The following is a 14,141-nucleotide window of genomic DNA, read 5'->3' as shown; positions in this document are numbered from 1 at the left end:
AAACCTCACCATGGAAACGAAAACCCGGGTCACCGTGATCGGCCTCGGCGAGATGGGCTCCGCGATCGCGAAGGCCCTTCTCGACCGCGGTCACTCCACGACCGTCTGGAACCGCACAGCGAGCAAGGCCGACCCGCTGGCCGCGGCCGGCGCCGAGGTCGCCCATACGGCAGCGGATGCCGTGGCGGCGAGCCCGCTCGTCATCGTCTGCCTGCTCGACAGCGGCGCGGTGGATGCGGTCGTCGGAACACTCGACGCGGCGGTGGAGGGAAAAGTCATCGTGAACGTCACCAGCGGCTCCCCCGCGCAGGCGCGAAGCATCGCGGAATGGGCCCGCACGCGCGGCGCGAAGTACGTGGACGGCGGCATCCTGGGAGACCCCTCGGATGTCGGCAGGCCGAACTTCCTGTTGTCGTTCAGCGGCGATCGCGACGGCTTCGACGCTCACCACGAGGTGTGGGAAGACCTCGGCACCCTCACGTACTACGGCGAGGATGCGGGGCTCGCTTCCGTCGAGTTCCTGGCCCAGGTGGCGGTCGGCTACGAGTTCCTCCTCGGCCTGCTGCACACGTTCGCGCTCGTGAAGGCGGAGGGCGCCGACGTCGAGGGGTTCGCCGACCGCGTCGCCGGGTCGGTCGGCGGCTACGTGCCGCTGGTGCAGGCCTTCGGCACCGCCGTCGCGAGTGGGGAGTACGGGCCCGACCTCGGTTCGCTCACCGTGCAGGCCGCACTGATGGACGACCTGATCAGCCACCGCGAGTCCCTCGGCGTCGACACCCTGCGCATGCGCGAGGTCAAGCGGCTGATGGATCGACGGATCGCAGACGGCCACGGCGACGAAGGGTTCTCGAGCCTGTTCGAGCTGCTCGGCCACGCGTGAGCGAAATCACCCACTTCACAGACCAACGAAATCAACACCAACGATACGGAGAATCCATGATCCCCTTCGGTCCTCAACTCATCGGCCAGACGGAGAAGGCGCTGAACGCCCTGCTCCAGAGCGTCCTCGTCGGCCGCGACCTCACCGAACGCGAGTGGGTGACGCTGCGACTCGCCTCGCAGTTCGACGGCGCCCACGACCTCGACGGCTTCGTCACCGAGCGGCTCCACGATCCGGATGCCGGCCGACTCACCGCCGCTCTGCGCGACCGCGGGCTCCTCACCGACACTGCGCTCACTCCCGCGGGCAGCGCCCTGGTCGCCGAGATCGGTCAGGAGATCGCCGCCCTCACCGCACCCCTGTGGCACGGGATCGAAGACGAGGAAGCGGAGACTGCGACCCGCGTGCTGAACGTCGTCCTCGAACGGAGCCTGACGCTCCTGCGCGCGTCGCACGCGTAGCACCTCGGCTTCGGCCCGGTCGCCGTCGGACGTAGGCTGGATCGGTGGCGGATTCCCAGGGACGAGTGTGGACAGGCGTCCTGCGCGTCGGACCGCACCAGGGTGATCATCGCGTGGCTCTCCGGGCCGCGATCAGCGTGGCGGTGCCCCTCCTCGTGCTGTGGATGCTGGGGCGTCTCGACCTGAGCATCTACGCCAGCTTCGGCGCCTTCGCCGCGCTGTACGGTCGCCACGACGTGTTCCGCGACCGCATCCGGATGCAGGCGAGCGCCGGCGGAGTCCTGCTCGCCGCGATGCTCATCGGCACCGCGCTCTCGGTCGCGTCCGCTCCCGCCGCCGTCAGCATCCTCGTGCTCGCCGTCATCGCCTCGGCCGTCACCCTGCTCGCGTACACGATGCGCTGGCACCCGCCCGGGCCGCTGTTCCCGGTGTTCGCGGTCGGCGCGTGCGCCACCATCCCCGCGACGGCAGCCTCTTTCGGCGACGTGCTCCTGGTCGGCGGCGCGAGCGTGCTGTTCGGCCTCGCCGTCAGCGCGATCATCGGCCTGTTCACGCGCGGCACGCAGGAGGCGCCGCCCCGGTCCCGGCAGCCTGTGGGACCGATCGCGTGGGAGATGGCCGCAACCGTCGCCGTCGCGATCGTGGGTGCGGGCTTCGCGGGATTCCTGATCATGGACTCGCACTGGTACTGGGCGGCGGTCGGTGCGGTCGCCGCGGTCAGCGGCCCCCAGCTCAACGCCCGTGTGATCCGCGGCATCCAGCGCCTCGTCGGCACCCTCCTCGGCATCCTCGTCGCAGCGGGAGTGCTCGCGATCGACCTGCCGCCACTCGCCGTCATCGCACTCGTGGTGCTGCTGCAGGCGGCCGCCGAGCTGTTCGTCGGCCGCAACTACGGCATCGCGATGGTGTTCATCACCCCGCTCGCCCTGCTGATGGTGCACCTCGCCGCGCCCACGCCCGTCGACGTGCTCCTGCAGGACCGCGCGATCGAGACCGTGATCGGCGTCGCCGTCGGAACCGTGGTCGCCGTGGCATCGGCGGCGCTCCGTCGGCGGCAGACGAAGGCCTGAGGCGACGTCAGACCAGCAGCGCGAGGACGGACTGCGGCACGACGGCTCCGCCCGCGAAGGGCAGCCCGACCGTGTTCAGCAGCACCACGATCACGACGATCGCGGCGACGAGCAGCAGGAACAGGAACGCGAAGATCACGGCCACGAACCCGCCGTAGCCGCCGGACGTCGGGACCTCGGGCGCGACCGACGGCTGCGCCCAGTCCTCGGCCACCGCGGCCGGCGCCTCGCCGTCGAGGATGCGGGGCGTCGGGCGTACCCGGTCGGAGCGACGCAGCGTGTCCGGCGGAGGCGGCGGGATCACGACATCCGCATCGGGGATGTCGGCCGACGGCGGCGGCGTGAGCAGTCCCTCGGGGATCGGGATCTCGGGCGGAGGCGGCGGGATGACGGCATCGGCGGGCGGGATCAGCGCCTCCTCGGGGACCGCCGTCTCCTCGGGGGTGACCGGCTGTTCCGGGGTGCTGCCGCTGCCGTCCGTCATGTCAGCCTCCGACTGCTCCGATGTCGGTCACGCCGACATCCGTCCGATGGAAGTTCTGGAACGACCGCGAGGCCGTCGGTCCGCGCTGCCCCTGGTACCGATTGCCGTAGGGACCGGAGCCGTACGGGTTCTCGGCGGGCGAGGTGAGCCGGAAGAAGCAGAGCTGCCCGATCTTCATCCCCGGCCACAGCTTGATCGGCAGGGTCGCGACATTCGCGAGCTCGAGCGTCACGTGCCCGGTGAACCCCGGGTCGATGAAGCCGGCCGTCGAGTGCGTGATGAGTCCGAGGCGCCCCAGCGACGACTTGCCCTCGAGGCGGGCGGCGATGTCGTCCGGCAGCGTGACCTGCTCGTAGGTGGCACCGAGCGCGAACTCGCCGGGGTGCAGGATGAACGGCTCCTCCGGGTCGACCTCGATCAGACGCGTGAGCTCCGGCTGATCGACCGACGGATCGATGAACGGATACTTGTGGTTGTCGAACAGCCGGAAGTAGCGGTCCAGGCGCACATCGATGCTCGACGGCTGGACCATCTCCTGCTCGTGCGGTTCGAGGCCGACGCGGCCGGATGCGAGTTCTGCCTTGATGTCGCGATCACTGAGAAGCACGGCCCCAGCCTAGTTGCCGATGCTGATCCCCTGGAGATGCATGTCCTCGCGGAGGCGAAGGACCGTGCGCCGCAGCGGCTCGACCATGGAGTGCGGCCACCGCTCGTCGGTGCGGCTGGTCGGCATCGTGATGCTCAGCGCGGCGGCCACGCCGGTCTCTTCCGGCCAGGTGAGCGGCATCGCCACACAGCGGCATCCGTCGATGAACTCCTCGTCGTCCACGAAGAAGCCCACATCCCGCCCCTTCTCGATGACCGCGAGGATGTCGTCCGGGTCGGTGATCGTGCGGGCCGTCAGGCGCGGGATCGCGACCTGGTGCAGGCGGCGCATGACGTCGTCATCATCGAGCGTGCTCAACAGCGCCTTGCCGATGCCGGTCGCGTGCGCGTGGAGTCGCATCCCCACGTTCGACGCCAGACGCATGGGATTCGGCGACGGGCTGATCGCGATGTAGACGTTCTCCACCCCGTCGAGCCGGGCCATCTGCACGGTCTCCCCGGTCTCGTCGGTGAGAGCGCGCATCAGCGCCGGCCCGGCCTCGAGCAGCAGGCGGTGCCCGTCGTAGCGCTGCCCGATCTGCCAGGCCTTGAGGCCCAGCGAATAGCGCTTGCTCACCGGGTCGAGTTCGACCCAGCCGGCGTCGACGAGCGTGCGGAGCAGGCCGTGCGCGCTCGAGCGCGGCAGCCCCAGCGCCCCGAGGAGTTCCGGGAACGTCTGGGCATCGGTCGCGGCGAGGTGCTCGATGATCTCGAGGGCCCGACCGGCGGATTTCACGGCACTCGGCGCCTGCGCGGTGTCTGTCATGTCTCCCCCGATGGATGAATTGTGTCCGACGCGAACGTGTGTCACACTATCGCGCGTTCAGGTCTGAGACATCAGATTCACATACGTGAACGCATTGGATTCCCTCGTCAATGGAGATGCACCGATGTCCACCCAGTCCCCCACGCGGCCCGAACTCGCCGCGATCGTCCGCAAGGTCACGCTCCGGCTGATCCCGATCCTGCTTCTGATGTACATCCTGGCCTTCCTCGACCGGGCCAACCTCGGATTCGCGAAGGCCGCCTGGCAGGCCGACACCGGGATCTCGGATGCTGCCTACGCGCTCGGCGCCGGGATCTTCTTCCTCGGCTACGCGGTGTTCGAAGTGCCCTCGAACCTGATCATGCGCAAGGTCGGGGCCAAGATCTGGCTCGCGCGCATCATGGTCTCGTGGGGCATCGTCTCCGCGCTCATGATGTTCGCCACCAACGAGTGGATCTTCTACATCCTGCGCGTGCTGCTCGGCATCACCGAAGCGGGCTTCTTCCCCGGCGTCATCCTGTTCCTCACCTACTGGATCCCGCTCAAGTTCCGCGCCCGCGTGAACGGCCTGTTCTACTTCGGCGCACCGCTCGCCTTCATCTTCGGCGGACCGCTGTCGGGAATGCTGCTCGACCTCGACGGCAAGGTCGGCCTCCACGGCTGGCAGCTCATGTTCCTGGTGACCGGCATCCTCACGGTGATCATCGGCATCGTCGCGTTCTTCTACCTCGACAACGGCCCGAAGGACGCGAAGTGGCTGAGCGAGGGCGAGCGCTCGACGCTCCTGGCCGCACTCGAAGCGGAGGACTCGGCGAAGGAGAACCACTCGCCGCGGGGCGCCCTGCGCGCACTCGCCAACCCGGTGGTGCTGTACTTCGCCGCGATCTACCTCACGATCCAGATGAGCGTCTACGGGGTGACCTTCTATCTGCCCACCCAGATCGCCACGATCGTCGGCAAGCCCGTCGGGCTCGAGGTCGGCCTGCTGACGGCCGTGCCGTGGACCTTCGCGCTGATCGTCACCTTCGTGCTCTCCCGACTCGCGGACAGCACGGGTCAGCGCCGCCTGATCGCCACGTGCGCGCTCGCCGCGGCCGGCGTCGGCATCGTGCTCTCCGCCGTCATCCAGGATCCGCTGATCGCCCTGGCCGCGCTCAGCGTCGGTGCGGCGGGGTTCATCTCGGTGCAGCCGGTGTTCTGGACGCTGCCGACGTCGTTCCTGCTGGGAGCGGCGGCCGCGAGCGGCATCGCGCTCATCAACTCGCTCGGCAGCCTCGGCGGCTTCCTCGCGCCGGTCCTGAAGAACTGGGCGGACGCCACGTTCGGCGACAGCGCGGGACTCATCATCCTGGCCGCGATCGCCCTGGTCGGCGCCGGCCTCATCGCCCTCAGCAAGGTCGTCAGCCCCACTGTCCGCGAGACGGACGGCGTCGGACTCGCCACGACCACGACCGCCGGCCAGCGCTGACCGCGCCCGGCAGATCAAGGAGACATACGCCCATGCGCGAGCTCGTCCTCACCGAGATCGGACGCCTCGACGTCCGTGAAGCCCCGATTCCGCAGCCCGGCCCCGGCGAGGCACTCATCCGGGTGGCCGCGACCGGGATCTGCGGATCCGACGTGCACGGCTACACCGGCGAGAACGGACGCCGGTTCCCCGGGCAGGTGATGGGGCACGAGTCGAGCGGGACGATCGCCGCGCTCGGCACCGGTGTCGACGAGCTCGCGGTCGGCACGGCGGTGACGTTCAACCCCGTCGTCGTGCCCGCCGAGGATGCCGCAGCGTTCGCGGGACGGGAGCAGCACCACCCCGGCAAGCATGTGATCGGTGTGGCGAAGGAGATCCCCGCCGCGTTCGCGGACTACGTCGTCGTCCCGGCGCGCAATGTCGTCGCGCTGCCCGACGGCCTGCCGATCGAACTGGGTGCGCTGATCGAGCCGCTCGCCGTGGCGGTGCACGCCGTACGCCGACTCCCCGCCGGGAGCCTCGGACGCGTGCTCGTGATCGGCGGCGGTCCGATCGGCCAGTCCATCGTGATCGCCCTGCGCGACGCGGGCGCCGCGACGATCATCGTGAGCGAGATGGATGCCGCACGCCGCGAGCTCGTGCGGCGGCTCGGCGCCGAGACGATCGATCCGGCGGACGGTCCGGTCGCGGACCAGCTCCGTGCCGGCGGCGGGCTCGCCGACGCGGCGCTCGACGCGGTGGGGATCACCCCGACGCTGCGGGACGCGTTCACCAGCACCACGCTCGGAGCCCCGATCTGCCTGGTCGGGATGGGGGCTCCGCAGGTGACCATCGACGCGTTCCTGGTCAGCACCGAGGAGCGATCGCTCATCGGCAGCTTCACCTACGGATCCGACGACTTCGCCGATGCCACCGAGATCATCGGCGCCGACCCCGACGTCTACGGCGCGCTGATCAGCCGCGAGATCGACGTCGCCGATGCAGACGCCGCCTTCTCCGCCCTCGCGGCGGGCGACGGCACCCCGGGCAAGGTCCTTGTCCGATTCGACCGAGAGGAAGAGACACGATGACCGGCACCCCCACCATCCGCGAGGTCCGCGCGTACACCGTGCGCGGCGGCGGAGCGGACTACCACGACCAGGGCGCCGAGCACTGGATCGACGATCACATCGCGACGCCGATGAGCGTGTACCCCGAGTACCGGCAGTCGCGGCAGAGCTTCGGCATCAACGTGCTCGGCACCCTGGTGGTCGAGATCGAGGCCAGCGACGGCACGGTCGGATTCTCGGTGACGACCGCCGGCGAGATCGGCGCATTCATCGTCGAGAAGCACCTGGCGCGTTTCCTCGAAGGCCGCAAGATCACCGACATCGAGCGCATCTGGGATCAGATGTACAAGTCGACGCTGTACTACGGGCGACGCGGTGTGGTGCTGAACGCCATCAGCGGTGTCGACCTCGCGCTCTACGACCTGCTCGGTCGCGTGCGACAGGTGCCCGTCTTCGAGCTCCTGGGCGGCCCGGTGCGCGACGAGCTGCAGTTCTACGCGACCGGTGCGCGCCCCGACCGCGCGAAGGAGCTCGGCTTCATCGGCGGCAAGATGCCCCTGCACCACGGCCCCGCCGAGGGCGAGGAGGGGATGCGGAAGAACATCGAGCTGCTCGCCGACATGCGCGAGAAGGTCGGCGACGACTTCTGGCTCATGCTGGACTGCTGGATGTCGCTCGACGTCGAGTACGCGACGCGCCTCGCCCACGCCGCCGCCGAGCACGGGCTGAAGTGGATCGAGGAGGCGCTCATCCCCGACGACTACTGGGGATACGCCGAGCTGCGCAAGCGCGCACCCTCCACCGTGCTCGTCACGACCGGCGAGCACGAGGCGACGCGATGGGGATTCCGGCAGCTGCTCGAGACCGGCGTCGACCTGATCCAGCCCGACGTGGGCTGGTGCGGCGGCATCACCGAGCTGTTGAAGATCTCGGCGCTCGCGGACGCGCACGGCACCATGGTCGTTCCGCACGGATCGTCGGTGTACTCGTACCACTTCGTCGTGACGCGCACGAACAGCCCGTTCGCGGAGTTCCTCATGATGCACCCGACCGCCGAGGAGGTCGTGCCGATGTTCTCGCCGATGCTCGTGGGCGAGCCCGTGCCGGTCAACGGCCGACTCAAGGTGCCGGAGACTCCCGGCTTCGGCGTCGAGCTCTCCGACGCCATCGACAAGCACCGCCCCTACACGCACTGACCCTGGAGACACGACACATGGAATTCCTCCGACTCGGCGCGGCCGGCGCCGAACGACCGGCCGTGCGCCACGACGGTCGTATCCACGATCTGACGCCGCTCACCGGCGACATCGACGGCGCGTTCCTCGCCCGCGACGGGATCACCCGCACGCGGGAGGCGCTCGCGGCCGGCACGCTCCCCCTGCTCGACGGCGCCGAGGCACTGCGCGTCGGTGCACCGATCGCGCGGCCGATGGCGGTGCTGTGCATCGGACAGAACTACGCCGCGCACGCCGCGGAATCCGGCGATGCCCCGCCCACGGTGCCGATCCTCTTCCACAAGCACCCGAACACGATCGTCGGTCCGTTCGACGACGTGCTGATCCCGCCGGGAGCCGAGAAGGTGGACTGGGAGGTCGAGCTCGGCGTCGTGATCGGCACCACCGCCCGCTACCTCGCGAGCCCGGAGGAGGCGCTCGCACACGTGGCCGGATACGTCGTCTCGCACGACGTCTCCGAACGGGCGTTCCAGGTGGAGCGGTCCGGTGGGCAGTGGTCGAAGGGCAAGAACGCCGAGACCTTCAACCCGCTCGGACCTGCACTCATCCCCGCCGATGAAGTCGATCCCCAGGCGCTGCGGCTCTGGTCGACGGTGAACGGCGAGGGCCGTCAGGACTCGAACACCGCCGACATGATCTTCACCGTGGCGCAGATCGTGCACCACCTGTCGCAGTACCTCGTGCTCGAACCGGGCGACCTCATCAACACCGGCACCCCGCAGGGAGTCGCGCTCTCCGGACGCTTCCCCTACCTGCGCGCCGGCGACGTGGTCGAGATCGGCATCGACGGACTCGGGAGCCAGCGACAGCGCCTGGTCGACGCGCGACGCTGAGTCGCACTTTGGCCAACGCCCGTGTGCCAGGTAGGCTTGCCCTCACCTGCTCTCGGGCGGGTTCGGGACTGTAGTTCAATGGTAGAACTTCTGCTTCCCAAGCAGATAGCGCGGGTTCGATTCCCGTCAGTCCCTCCACATATGACGTCCAGAGTGGGAGCGCCCTACTCCCGCGCGAAGGCGGCCTGCGCTTCGAGTTCGAGGTCGAGGTACTGCTCCTCACTCACGTCGACGGCCACGCCGCGGATCGTTCCGCCTGTGAAGGTGAAGGGTGACCGGTAGGAGCGGCTCACCGAGTCGGCGCTGTCGTATCCGATGCACAGGCCGTCACCGCACAACGTGAACTTTCCGACTTGGGCGCGCATCGGTCCGGTCGCGACCGCCTGGTCGTCGACGTAGAGGGTCGTGGTGCCGACGGACTCTTTGTACTCGCCTGCCCCCTCGCGGATGAACTCCATGCCGACGGAGTGCTTTCCCGAGGTGAGCTTCTCCGAGACGAACGTCTGTTCCGGCTGGATGCCGAGGAAGTTGTAGACGTAGTGCAGTCTTCCGTCCTGGATGAACAGGGCGTGTCCGCCGAAGCGCGATCCGTGGGCGAAGATCACGCCCTCGGCGTCGTCTTCGATGTCGACGTCCGCGATGATCTTGAATGACCGACCCCGCACGTTCACGGCGACGCCCTCGGGGACCGACCCGCTGTCGGGGTAGTAGATGTAGCGGTGGCGTGGGGGCTCGGACGAGGGGCGCTCGATGGTGAGTTGCTCCATCGCGGTGCGGTCGTCGATGGGGAGCCCGTAATTGACTTCGGCTTCTTCGAACCAGGCATCGACGAGTTCTCTGACCTTCTCGGGGTGGTCCGCGGCGACGTTCTTCGATTCCGAACGGTCTTCGTCGACATGGTAGAGCTCCCACTCATCCTCGTCGAAGTGGCCGTGTCCGGTGATCGGGGCGTGCGTGGCAGCGACCTTCCACCCGTCTTGCCACAGCCCTCTGGTGCCGATCATGTTGTAGTACTGGCGCTTCTTCCGGGTGGGCGCGTCGGGGGCGGCGTCGAACGAATACCGCATGGAGACGCCGGGCAGCGGCTCCTGCTCGACCCCCCGATACTCCTCGGGCATCTCGAGGCCCGCCACGTCAAGGATCGTGGGCACGATGTCGGTGACATGGTGGTACTGGTGGCGGATCTCGCCCCTGGCTTTGATGCCTGCAGGCCAGTGGATGATCATCGGATCGCAGGTGCCGCCGGAGTACTGGCTGTAGCGCTTGAACATCGGGAACGGGGTGGAGAATGCTGCCGCCCAGCCCGTCGGGTAGTGGTTGTAGGCCTCGGGGCCGCCGAGGTCGTCGATACGGGTGAGGTTCTCTGCGAGATCGTCGGGGTAGTTGTTGAAGAACTTGTTCTCGTTCACGGAACCGTCGGACGACCCCTCTCCGGATGCGCCGTTGTCGGCGCAATAGAAGATGATCGTGTCGTCGAGCTGGCCGGTCTCCTCGAGGTAGTCGACGATCCGCCCGATCTGCGCGTCGGTGTATTCGCTGAATCCGGCGAAGACCTCTGCCATACGGCGGAACAGCTTCTTCTCATCCTCGCTGAGCGTGTCCCAGGGCTTGACGTGGTCGGCAGCGTTCGCCTGAGCTTCCGGCATCGGATTGAACGGCGTCAGCTCGGTGTCCGCGGGCATGATGCCGCGGTCGATCATGCGGCCGAGCACCCACTCGCGATAGGCGTCGTATCCCTCGTCGAAAGCGCCCTTGTACTTGTCGATGTACTCCTGCGGCGCCTGATGCGGCGCATGGTTCGCCCCGGGGCAGAACCACATGTACCAGGGCTTGGTCGGATTGGTCGCCTGCTGGCCGCGCAGCATCTGCAACGCCTGATCCGCGAGGTCCTTGGAGAGGTGATACCCCTCTTCCGGCGTGTACGGCTGCTCGATGAAGTGGTTGTCCTCGGCGAGGTCGGGGTACCACTGGTTCGTCTCTCCGCCGAGGAAGCCGTAGAACCTGTCGTAGCCCATCTGCAACGGCCACTGCCTGCGGCTGCCGCCGGCGGCGTTGTCCTGCTCCGGCACGTTGTGGTCCTTACCCAGCCAGAACGTCGAGTAGCCGTTGTCCTGCAGGATGTGCGCCATCGGTGCACAGTCATCCGGAATCCGCCCCGAGTTGCCGGGGAAACCGTTCGTCGACTCCATCAGTGAAGCGATGCTGTTGCGCGTGTGGTTGCGCCCCGTGAGGAACACGGAACGAGTCGGTGAGCACAGCGCGGTGGTGTGCCACTGCGTGTAGGTGAGGCCGTTCGCGGCAAGCCGGTCGAGCGTGGGCATGTTGATCCGGCCACCGTAGGGCGACCACGATGCCATCCCGGTGTCGTCGTAGAGGATCACGAGCACATTCGGAGCATTCTCCGGTGCGGCCGGCAGGAGGTACGGCTCCCAGTCCGGTACCGAGTCCCGCACATCGAGCGCGATCTTGCCGTTGAAGTCCTCAGCCACACCGATACCCCCGTTTCGAGGTGGGGCGGTGAGCCCGCCACCACGGGCGACGCTAGCCACAGCGGGCGCAGCGTCGGAAGGTCACATCACCCCGATGGGGTGACCCGAAGATCTCCGTCAGATCTTGATCGGGAAGGTGAGCAGCGTCGCGATTCCTCCGATGACGATGACCCCACTCAAACCGAGGAACACCCAGCGCCTCCACGGGACCGCCTGATGCTGAGAGATCGCGGCGAAGAACAGGACCAGGGCGAAGAGGACCGTGAGCAGGGAGTAGTCGTCGCCGCGCTGATTGTTGGCGAGGGCCTCGTCGAATTTCGCATCGGCGCGGGCGCTCAGATCTTCGGACTCGACCGCGCCGGGTGGCACGTACTCGTCCATCACGAAGGGACCGCGGGCGGTGCGCCCTTCGGCTGTCCACGCGTCGAACGCGACCGCGAACTCTTCGGTGAAGCGTTCTTCGATGAACCGCACCAGGTCGTCACGCCCCTCTTCGTCGGCGAGCACCCATTCGGTGTAGAGCGTGAGGTCGTACTGACGTGCGGCCTGAGCCGTCGACTGTGCCGAGGCTGCTTGGACTCGCGCACTCGATGCCTGGCTGAAGGCGATGGACATCTCGCCGCCCCACTTCGAGGCCTCGAATCCGCACCACGCTGTCAGGACCGCGGTCACCGAGAGCAGAACGACGGTGATGATGTCGAGAACCCGGGTCGTGCGGACCGGTTCATCCGAGGCTTCCGTCTGCATGGCCTTGATCTTCGGCCAAGCGCTGCGGAGGCGAAAGCGGTTGCTCACCCCGGCGGGGTGAACGCCCGACGAGGTGTCTCCGTCAGAACAGGGTCACGGTGCGGGAACTCGTCGATCCGTCGGTGGGCGAACCCGTGGCCTGGACGGAAACCGAGATGCCCGAATGCAGCGGGGTCGAGCCGAGGACACCGAAGCTGACATTGGTCACGCCTTGCCCGGCGAGCGACCCGGCGAAGGCCAACGTGTAGGAGACGGTGCCATCGCCGTTGTCACTCGCGCCGACCGATGTCCACGTCGGATCGGTCGCAGGGAGTGCCCCGACGACGGGACTGCTTCCGCCTGCATTGGCGATGATGGCGGGCTGCACCGCACCGACATCGACGGAGGCGAAGGTCACCACGACGATGCCGCTGGTGACCGGCTCCACAGGGAGTGTGGACGCCTGAGTGTCGTCGTTGCGCAGCTGGATCGACGCACCGTAGTACTGGGGATTCACCCACGTGCCGCCGAGCATCGACTCGATCACGAACCGGCCGCGCGCGTCCGTCGATGCCGCGGCGAGCGGCGTCGCCGCCGCGATCGCGATCACAGGGACAGACCACACTGCTCCCGTCAGGAGGGCACGACGCGGCACACCGTGCGGTCTGTCCTGACCTGCTGCTTCATTGCCCATAGTCTCGCCAACCTTCCCGATGCGTCTGATCGTGGTGAAGTTGTGTCGGCCCTGCGGGAGAGGTCGTGCTCGGCCCGCGCGGACGCGTGTCAGCGATTATAGGACTGTGTCCCCGCGGTCACCAGGAACGGGTGAGGGGGCACACGTGAGCGCCGTGGTCCGTGCGTAGCGTGCACGTATGGACGAGAGAGAATCCGGGCTGAGCGCGGGCCGAGAGCGCGGACGGCGAGCTCCGCGGCTTCAGCTCGTGCTCCCCGCGAAGCCGCTGCTCTCCGGCTTCTCCGTCGCGGTGGGCGTCCTCCTCGCCATCGCGCTGGCCGCCACCGTCGCCGGTGTCTCGACGGTTCTCATCTCCATCTTCCTCGGCATGTTCCTGGCCCTGGGCCTCGATCCCGCCGTGCGTGCCCTCGAACGTCGAGGGTTGAGCCGCGGGGCGGGCGTCACCATCGTCGCTGTCATCTTCCTCGGAGTCGTCGCGGCGATCCTGCTCATCCTCGTCCCGGCAACGGTCCGTCAGGTCTCCGCGGCGATCGAGGCCGCCCCAGAGACCATCGCCGCCGTGCAGCAGAGCGGCTGGTACCTCACACTCGAGGCGAATCTCGGCGTCGACCTCTCCGCCCTCATCGCCGACGGCCTGCGGTCGCTCACCACGCTCTCCTCCTTCCTCGCGATCTCCGGAGGAGTGCTGAAAGCGGGATTCGGGGTGATCGGCGCGATCTCGAGCTTCATCATGGTCGTCGTGCTCACCCTGTACTTCATCTCCTCCCTGCAGAGCATTCGAGGGGCGATCGCGAATCTCATCCCGCTGTATCGGCGAGACCGCTTCGTCGCTCTCCTGGACGAGATCACGCAGTCGGTCGGGGCGGTCGTCGCGGGCGGCGTCACGCTGTCGGCCATCAACGCGCTCGTGGTGTTCGTGATCCAACTCGCCGTCGGCTCCTCCGTGCCCGCGGTCATGGCCATCGTCGCCTTTTTCGTCACCCTGGTCCCGATGATCGGCTCCCTCGTGTTCCTGGTCATCGGCGGCGTCGCGACGCTGCTCGTCAGCCCGACGGCAGCGTTGGTCTTCGTGGTGTGCTACCTCGTCTACATCCAGGTGGAGGCGTACGTCGTCACGCCACGCATCATGGGCAAGGCAGCGGCGGTGCCCGGAGTGCTGGTGATCATCGGGGCGATGATCGGCGCCACACTCCTGGGACTGCTCGGGGCACTCGTCGCCATCCCGCTGACGGCGTCGATTCTGATCATCATCCGGAAAGTATGGATTCCGCGCCAGAATCGTCAGACCGAGCCGCCCAGCGAGTGACCTCGCGTCGAGGATCGTTTGCACGATCTGACCGG

14 protein-coding genes and 1 tRNA gene are annotated in these 14,141 nt (G+C 67.9%); 9 read left to right on the top strand and 6 right to left on the bottom strand.

The genetic code is table 11. The features are described 5' to 3' along the window. Positions 1-10 precede the first annotated feature (10 nt). Genes CQ034_RS14070 through CQ034_RS14060 form a run of 3 tightly spaced genes read left to right on the top strand, consistent with a single transcriptional unit; the run spans position 11 to position 2,411 of the window. Positions 11-880: an NAD(P)-dependent oxidoreductase gene (locus CQ034_RS14070; protein ID WP_105711525.1), complete on the top strand. Its 870-nt coding sequence runs from the start codon at positions 11-13 to the stop codon at positions 878-880. A 56-nt stretch (positions 881-936) separates the two neighbouring features. Beyond that, the gene (locus CQ034_RS14065) at positions 937-1,341 is read left to right on the top strand and encodes a hypothetical protein (protein WP_105711524.1); all 405 of its coding nucleotides are present in this window, start codon (positions 937-939) and stop codon (positions 1,339-1,341) included. A gap of 44 nt (positions 1,342-1,385) precedes the next feature. Further along, positions 1,386-2,411: an FUSC family protein gene (locus tag CQ034_RS14060; protein WP_181156324.1), complete on the top strand. Its 1,026-nt coding sequence runs from the start codon at positions 1,386-1,388 to the stop codon at positions 2,409-2,411. 7 nt (positions 2,412-2,418) lie between these two features. Here the strand turns inward: CQ034_RS14060 and CQ034_RS14055 are convergent, their stop codons facing one another. From CQ034_RS14055 to CQ034_RS14045, 3 genes are read right to left on the bottom strand one after another with little or no spacing between them, the layout of a single operon-like run. Continuing rightward, complete coding sequence (locus CQ034_RS14055; RefSeq protein ID WP_105711522.1) at positions 2,419-2,895, bottom strand: hypothetical protein; 477 nt, start codon at positions 2,893-2,895, stop codon at positions 2,419-2,421. A 1-nt stretch (position 2,896) separates the two neighbouring features. Beyond that, a complete protein-coding gene (dcd, locus tag CQ034_RS14050; RefSeq protein ID WP_029264458.1) occupies positions 2,897-3,502 on the bottom strand; it encodes a dCTP deaminase in 606 nt (201 codons plus the stop codon). A gap of 9 nt (positions 3,503-3,511) precedes the next feature. Then, complete coding sequence (locus CQ034_RS14045) at positions 3,512-4,306, bottom strand: IclR family transcriptional regulator (RefSeq protein WP_105711521.1); 795 nt, start codon at positions 4,304-4,306, stop codon at positions 3,512-3,514. 124 nt (positions 4,307-4,430) lie between these two features. On the opposite strand from CQ034_RS14045, the gene CQ034_RS14040 reads away from it, so the two are divergent. The 5 genes from CQ034_RS14040 (at position 4,431) to CQ034_RS14020 (ending at position 9,029) form a co-directional block, all read left to right on the top strand. Continuing rightward, positions 4,431-5,774, top strand: a complete 1,344-nt coding sequence (locus CQ034_RS14040) for an MFS transporter (protein ID WP_105711520.1) — start codon at positions 4,431-4,433, stop codon at positions 5,772-5,774. A 32-nt stretch (positions 5,775-5,806) separates the two neighbouring features. Then, complete coding sequence (locus CQ034_RS14035; RefSeq protein WP_105711519.1) at positions 5,807-6,844, top strand: zinc-binding dehydrogenase; 1,038 nt, start codon at positions 5,807-5,809, stop codon at positions 6,842-6,844. Continuing rightward, the gene (gene rhmD / locus CQ034_RS14030; protein WP_105711518.1) at positions 6,841-8,019 is read left to right on the top strand and encodes an L-rhamnonate dehydratase; all 1,179 of its coding nucleotides are present in this window, start codon (positions 6,841-6,843) and stop codon (positions 8,017-8,019) included. Before CQ034_RS14035 ends, rhmD begins: the two co-directional genes overlap by 4 nt. A 17-nt stretch (positions 8,020-8,036) precedes the next feature. Then, a complete protein-coding gene (locus tag CQ034_RS14025; RefSeq protein ID WP_105711517.1) occupies positions 8,037-8,891 on the top strand; it encodes a fumarylacetoacetate hydrolase family protein in 855 nt (284 codons plus the stop codon). A gap of 64 nt (positions 8,892-8,955) precedes the next feature. Further along, positions 8,956-9,029 (top strand) — tRNA-Gly (locus CQ034_RS14020). Between the two features lie 26 nt (positions 9,030-9,055). Here the strand turns inward: CQ034_RS14020 and CQ034_RS14015 are convergent. From CQ034_RS14015 to CQ034_RS14005, 3 genes are all read right to left on the bottom strand, one after another. Next, on the bottom strand, positions 9,056-11,380 hold the full coding sequence (locus CQ034_RS14015; protein ID WP_105711516.1) for a sulfatase-like hydrolase/transferase: 2,325 nt from the start codon (positions 11,378-11,380) through the stop codon (positions 9,056-9,058). 117 nt (positions 11,381-11,497) lie between these two features. Further along, positions 11,498-12,127 (bottom strand): hypothetical protein, encoded by a 630-nt coding sequence (locus CQ034_RS14010; protein WP_029264450.1) that lies wholly within the window; start codon positions 12,125-12,127, stop codon positions 11,498-11,500. Between the two features lie 82 nt (positions 12,128-12,209). Further along, positions 12,210-12,716 carry a hypothetical protein gene (locus tag CQ034_RS14005; protein ID WP_105711515.1) on the bottom strand — a complete coding sequence of 169 codons (507 nt, stop codon included), beginning with the start codon at positions 12,714-12,716 and terminating at the stop codon, positions 12,210-12,212. A gap of 262 nt (positions 12,717-12,978) precedes the next feature. Here CQ034_RS14005 and CQ034_RS14000 point away from each other — a divergent pair, with 262 nt between their 5' ends. Then, entirely contained in the window at positions 12,979-14,106 is a 1,128-nt protein-coding gene (locus CQ034_RS14000; protein WP_105711514.1) for an AI-2E family transporter, read from the top strand. The last annotated feature ends 35 nt before the right edge of the window (positions 14,107-14,141 follow it).

Origin of the sequence: Microbacterium sp. MYb45, assembly GCF_002979655.1 — a bacterium.
In the GTDB taxonomy this organism is placed as follows: Bacteria; Actinomycetota; Actinomycetes; order Actinomycetales; family Microbacteriaceae; genus Microbacterium.
Note: the sequence above shows the minus strand (reverse complement) of the source record. Positions and strands in the feature narration are given on the sequence as shown.

Bases quoted from the DNA above. Each gene is read 5' to 3' on its own strand.
- CQ034_RS14070 (WP_105711525.1), top strand. From the start codon at position 11: ATGGAAACGAAAACCCGGGTCACCGTGATCGGCCTCGGCGAGATGGGC.
- CQ034_RS14065 (WP_105711524.1), top strand. From the start codon at position 937: ATGATCCCCTTCGGTCCTCAACTCATCGGCCAGACGGAGAAGGCGCTG.
- CQ034_RS14055 (WP_105711522.1), bottom strand. From the start codon at position 2,895: ATGACGGACGGCAGCGGCAGCACCCCGGAACAGCCGGTCACCCCCGAG.
- CQ034_RS14045 (WP_105711521.1), bottom strand. From the start codon at position 4,306: ATGACAGACACCGCGCAGGCGCCGAGTGCCGTGAAATCCGCCGGTCGG.
- CQ034_RS14040 (WP_105711520.1), top strand. From the start codon at position 4,431: ATGTCCACCCAGTCCCCCACGCGGCCCGAACTCGCCGCGATCGTCCGC.
- CQ034_RS14035 (WP_105711519.1), top strand. From the start codon at position 5,807: ATGCGCGAGCTCGTCCTCACCGAGATCGGACGCCTCGACGTCCGTGAA.
- rhmD (WP_105711518.1), top strand. From the start codon at position 6,841: ATGACCGGCACCCCCACCATCCGCGAGGTCCGCGCGTACACCGTGCGC.
- CQ034_RS14025 (WP_105711517.1), top strand. From the start codon at position 8,037: ATGGAATTCCTCCGACTCGGCGCGGCCGGCGCCGAACGACCGGCCGTG.
- CQ034_RS14010 (WP_029264450.1), bottom strand. From the start codon at position 12,127: ATGCAGACGGAAGCCTCGGATGAACCGGTCCGCACGACCCGGGTTCTC.
- CQ034_RS14000 (WP_105711514.1), top strand. From the start codon at position 12,979: ATGGACGAGAGAGAATCCGGGCTGAGCGCGGGCCGAGAGCGCGGACGG.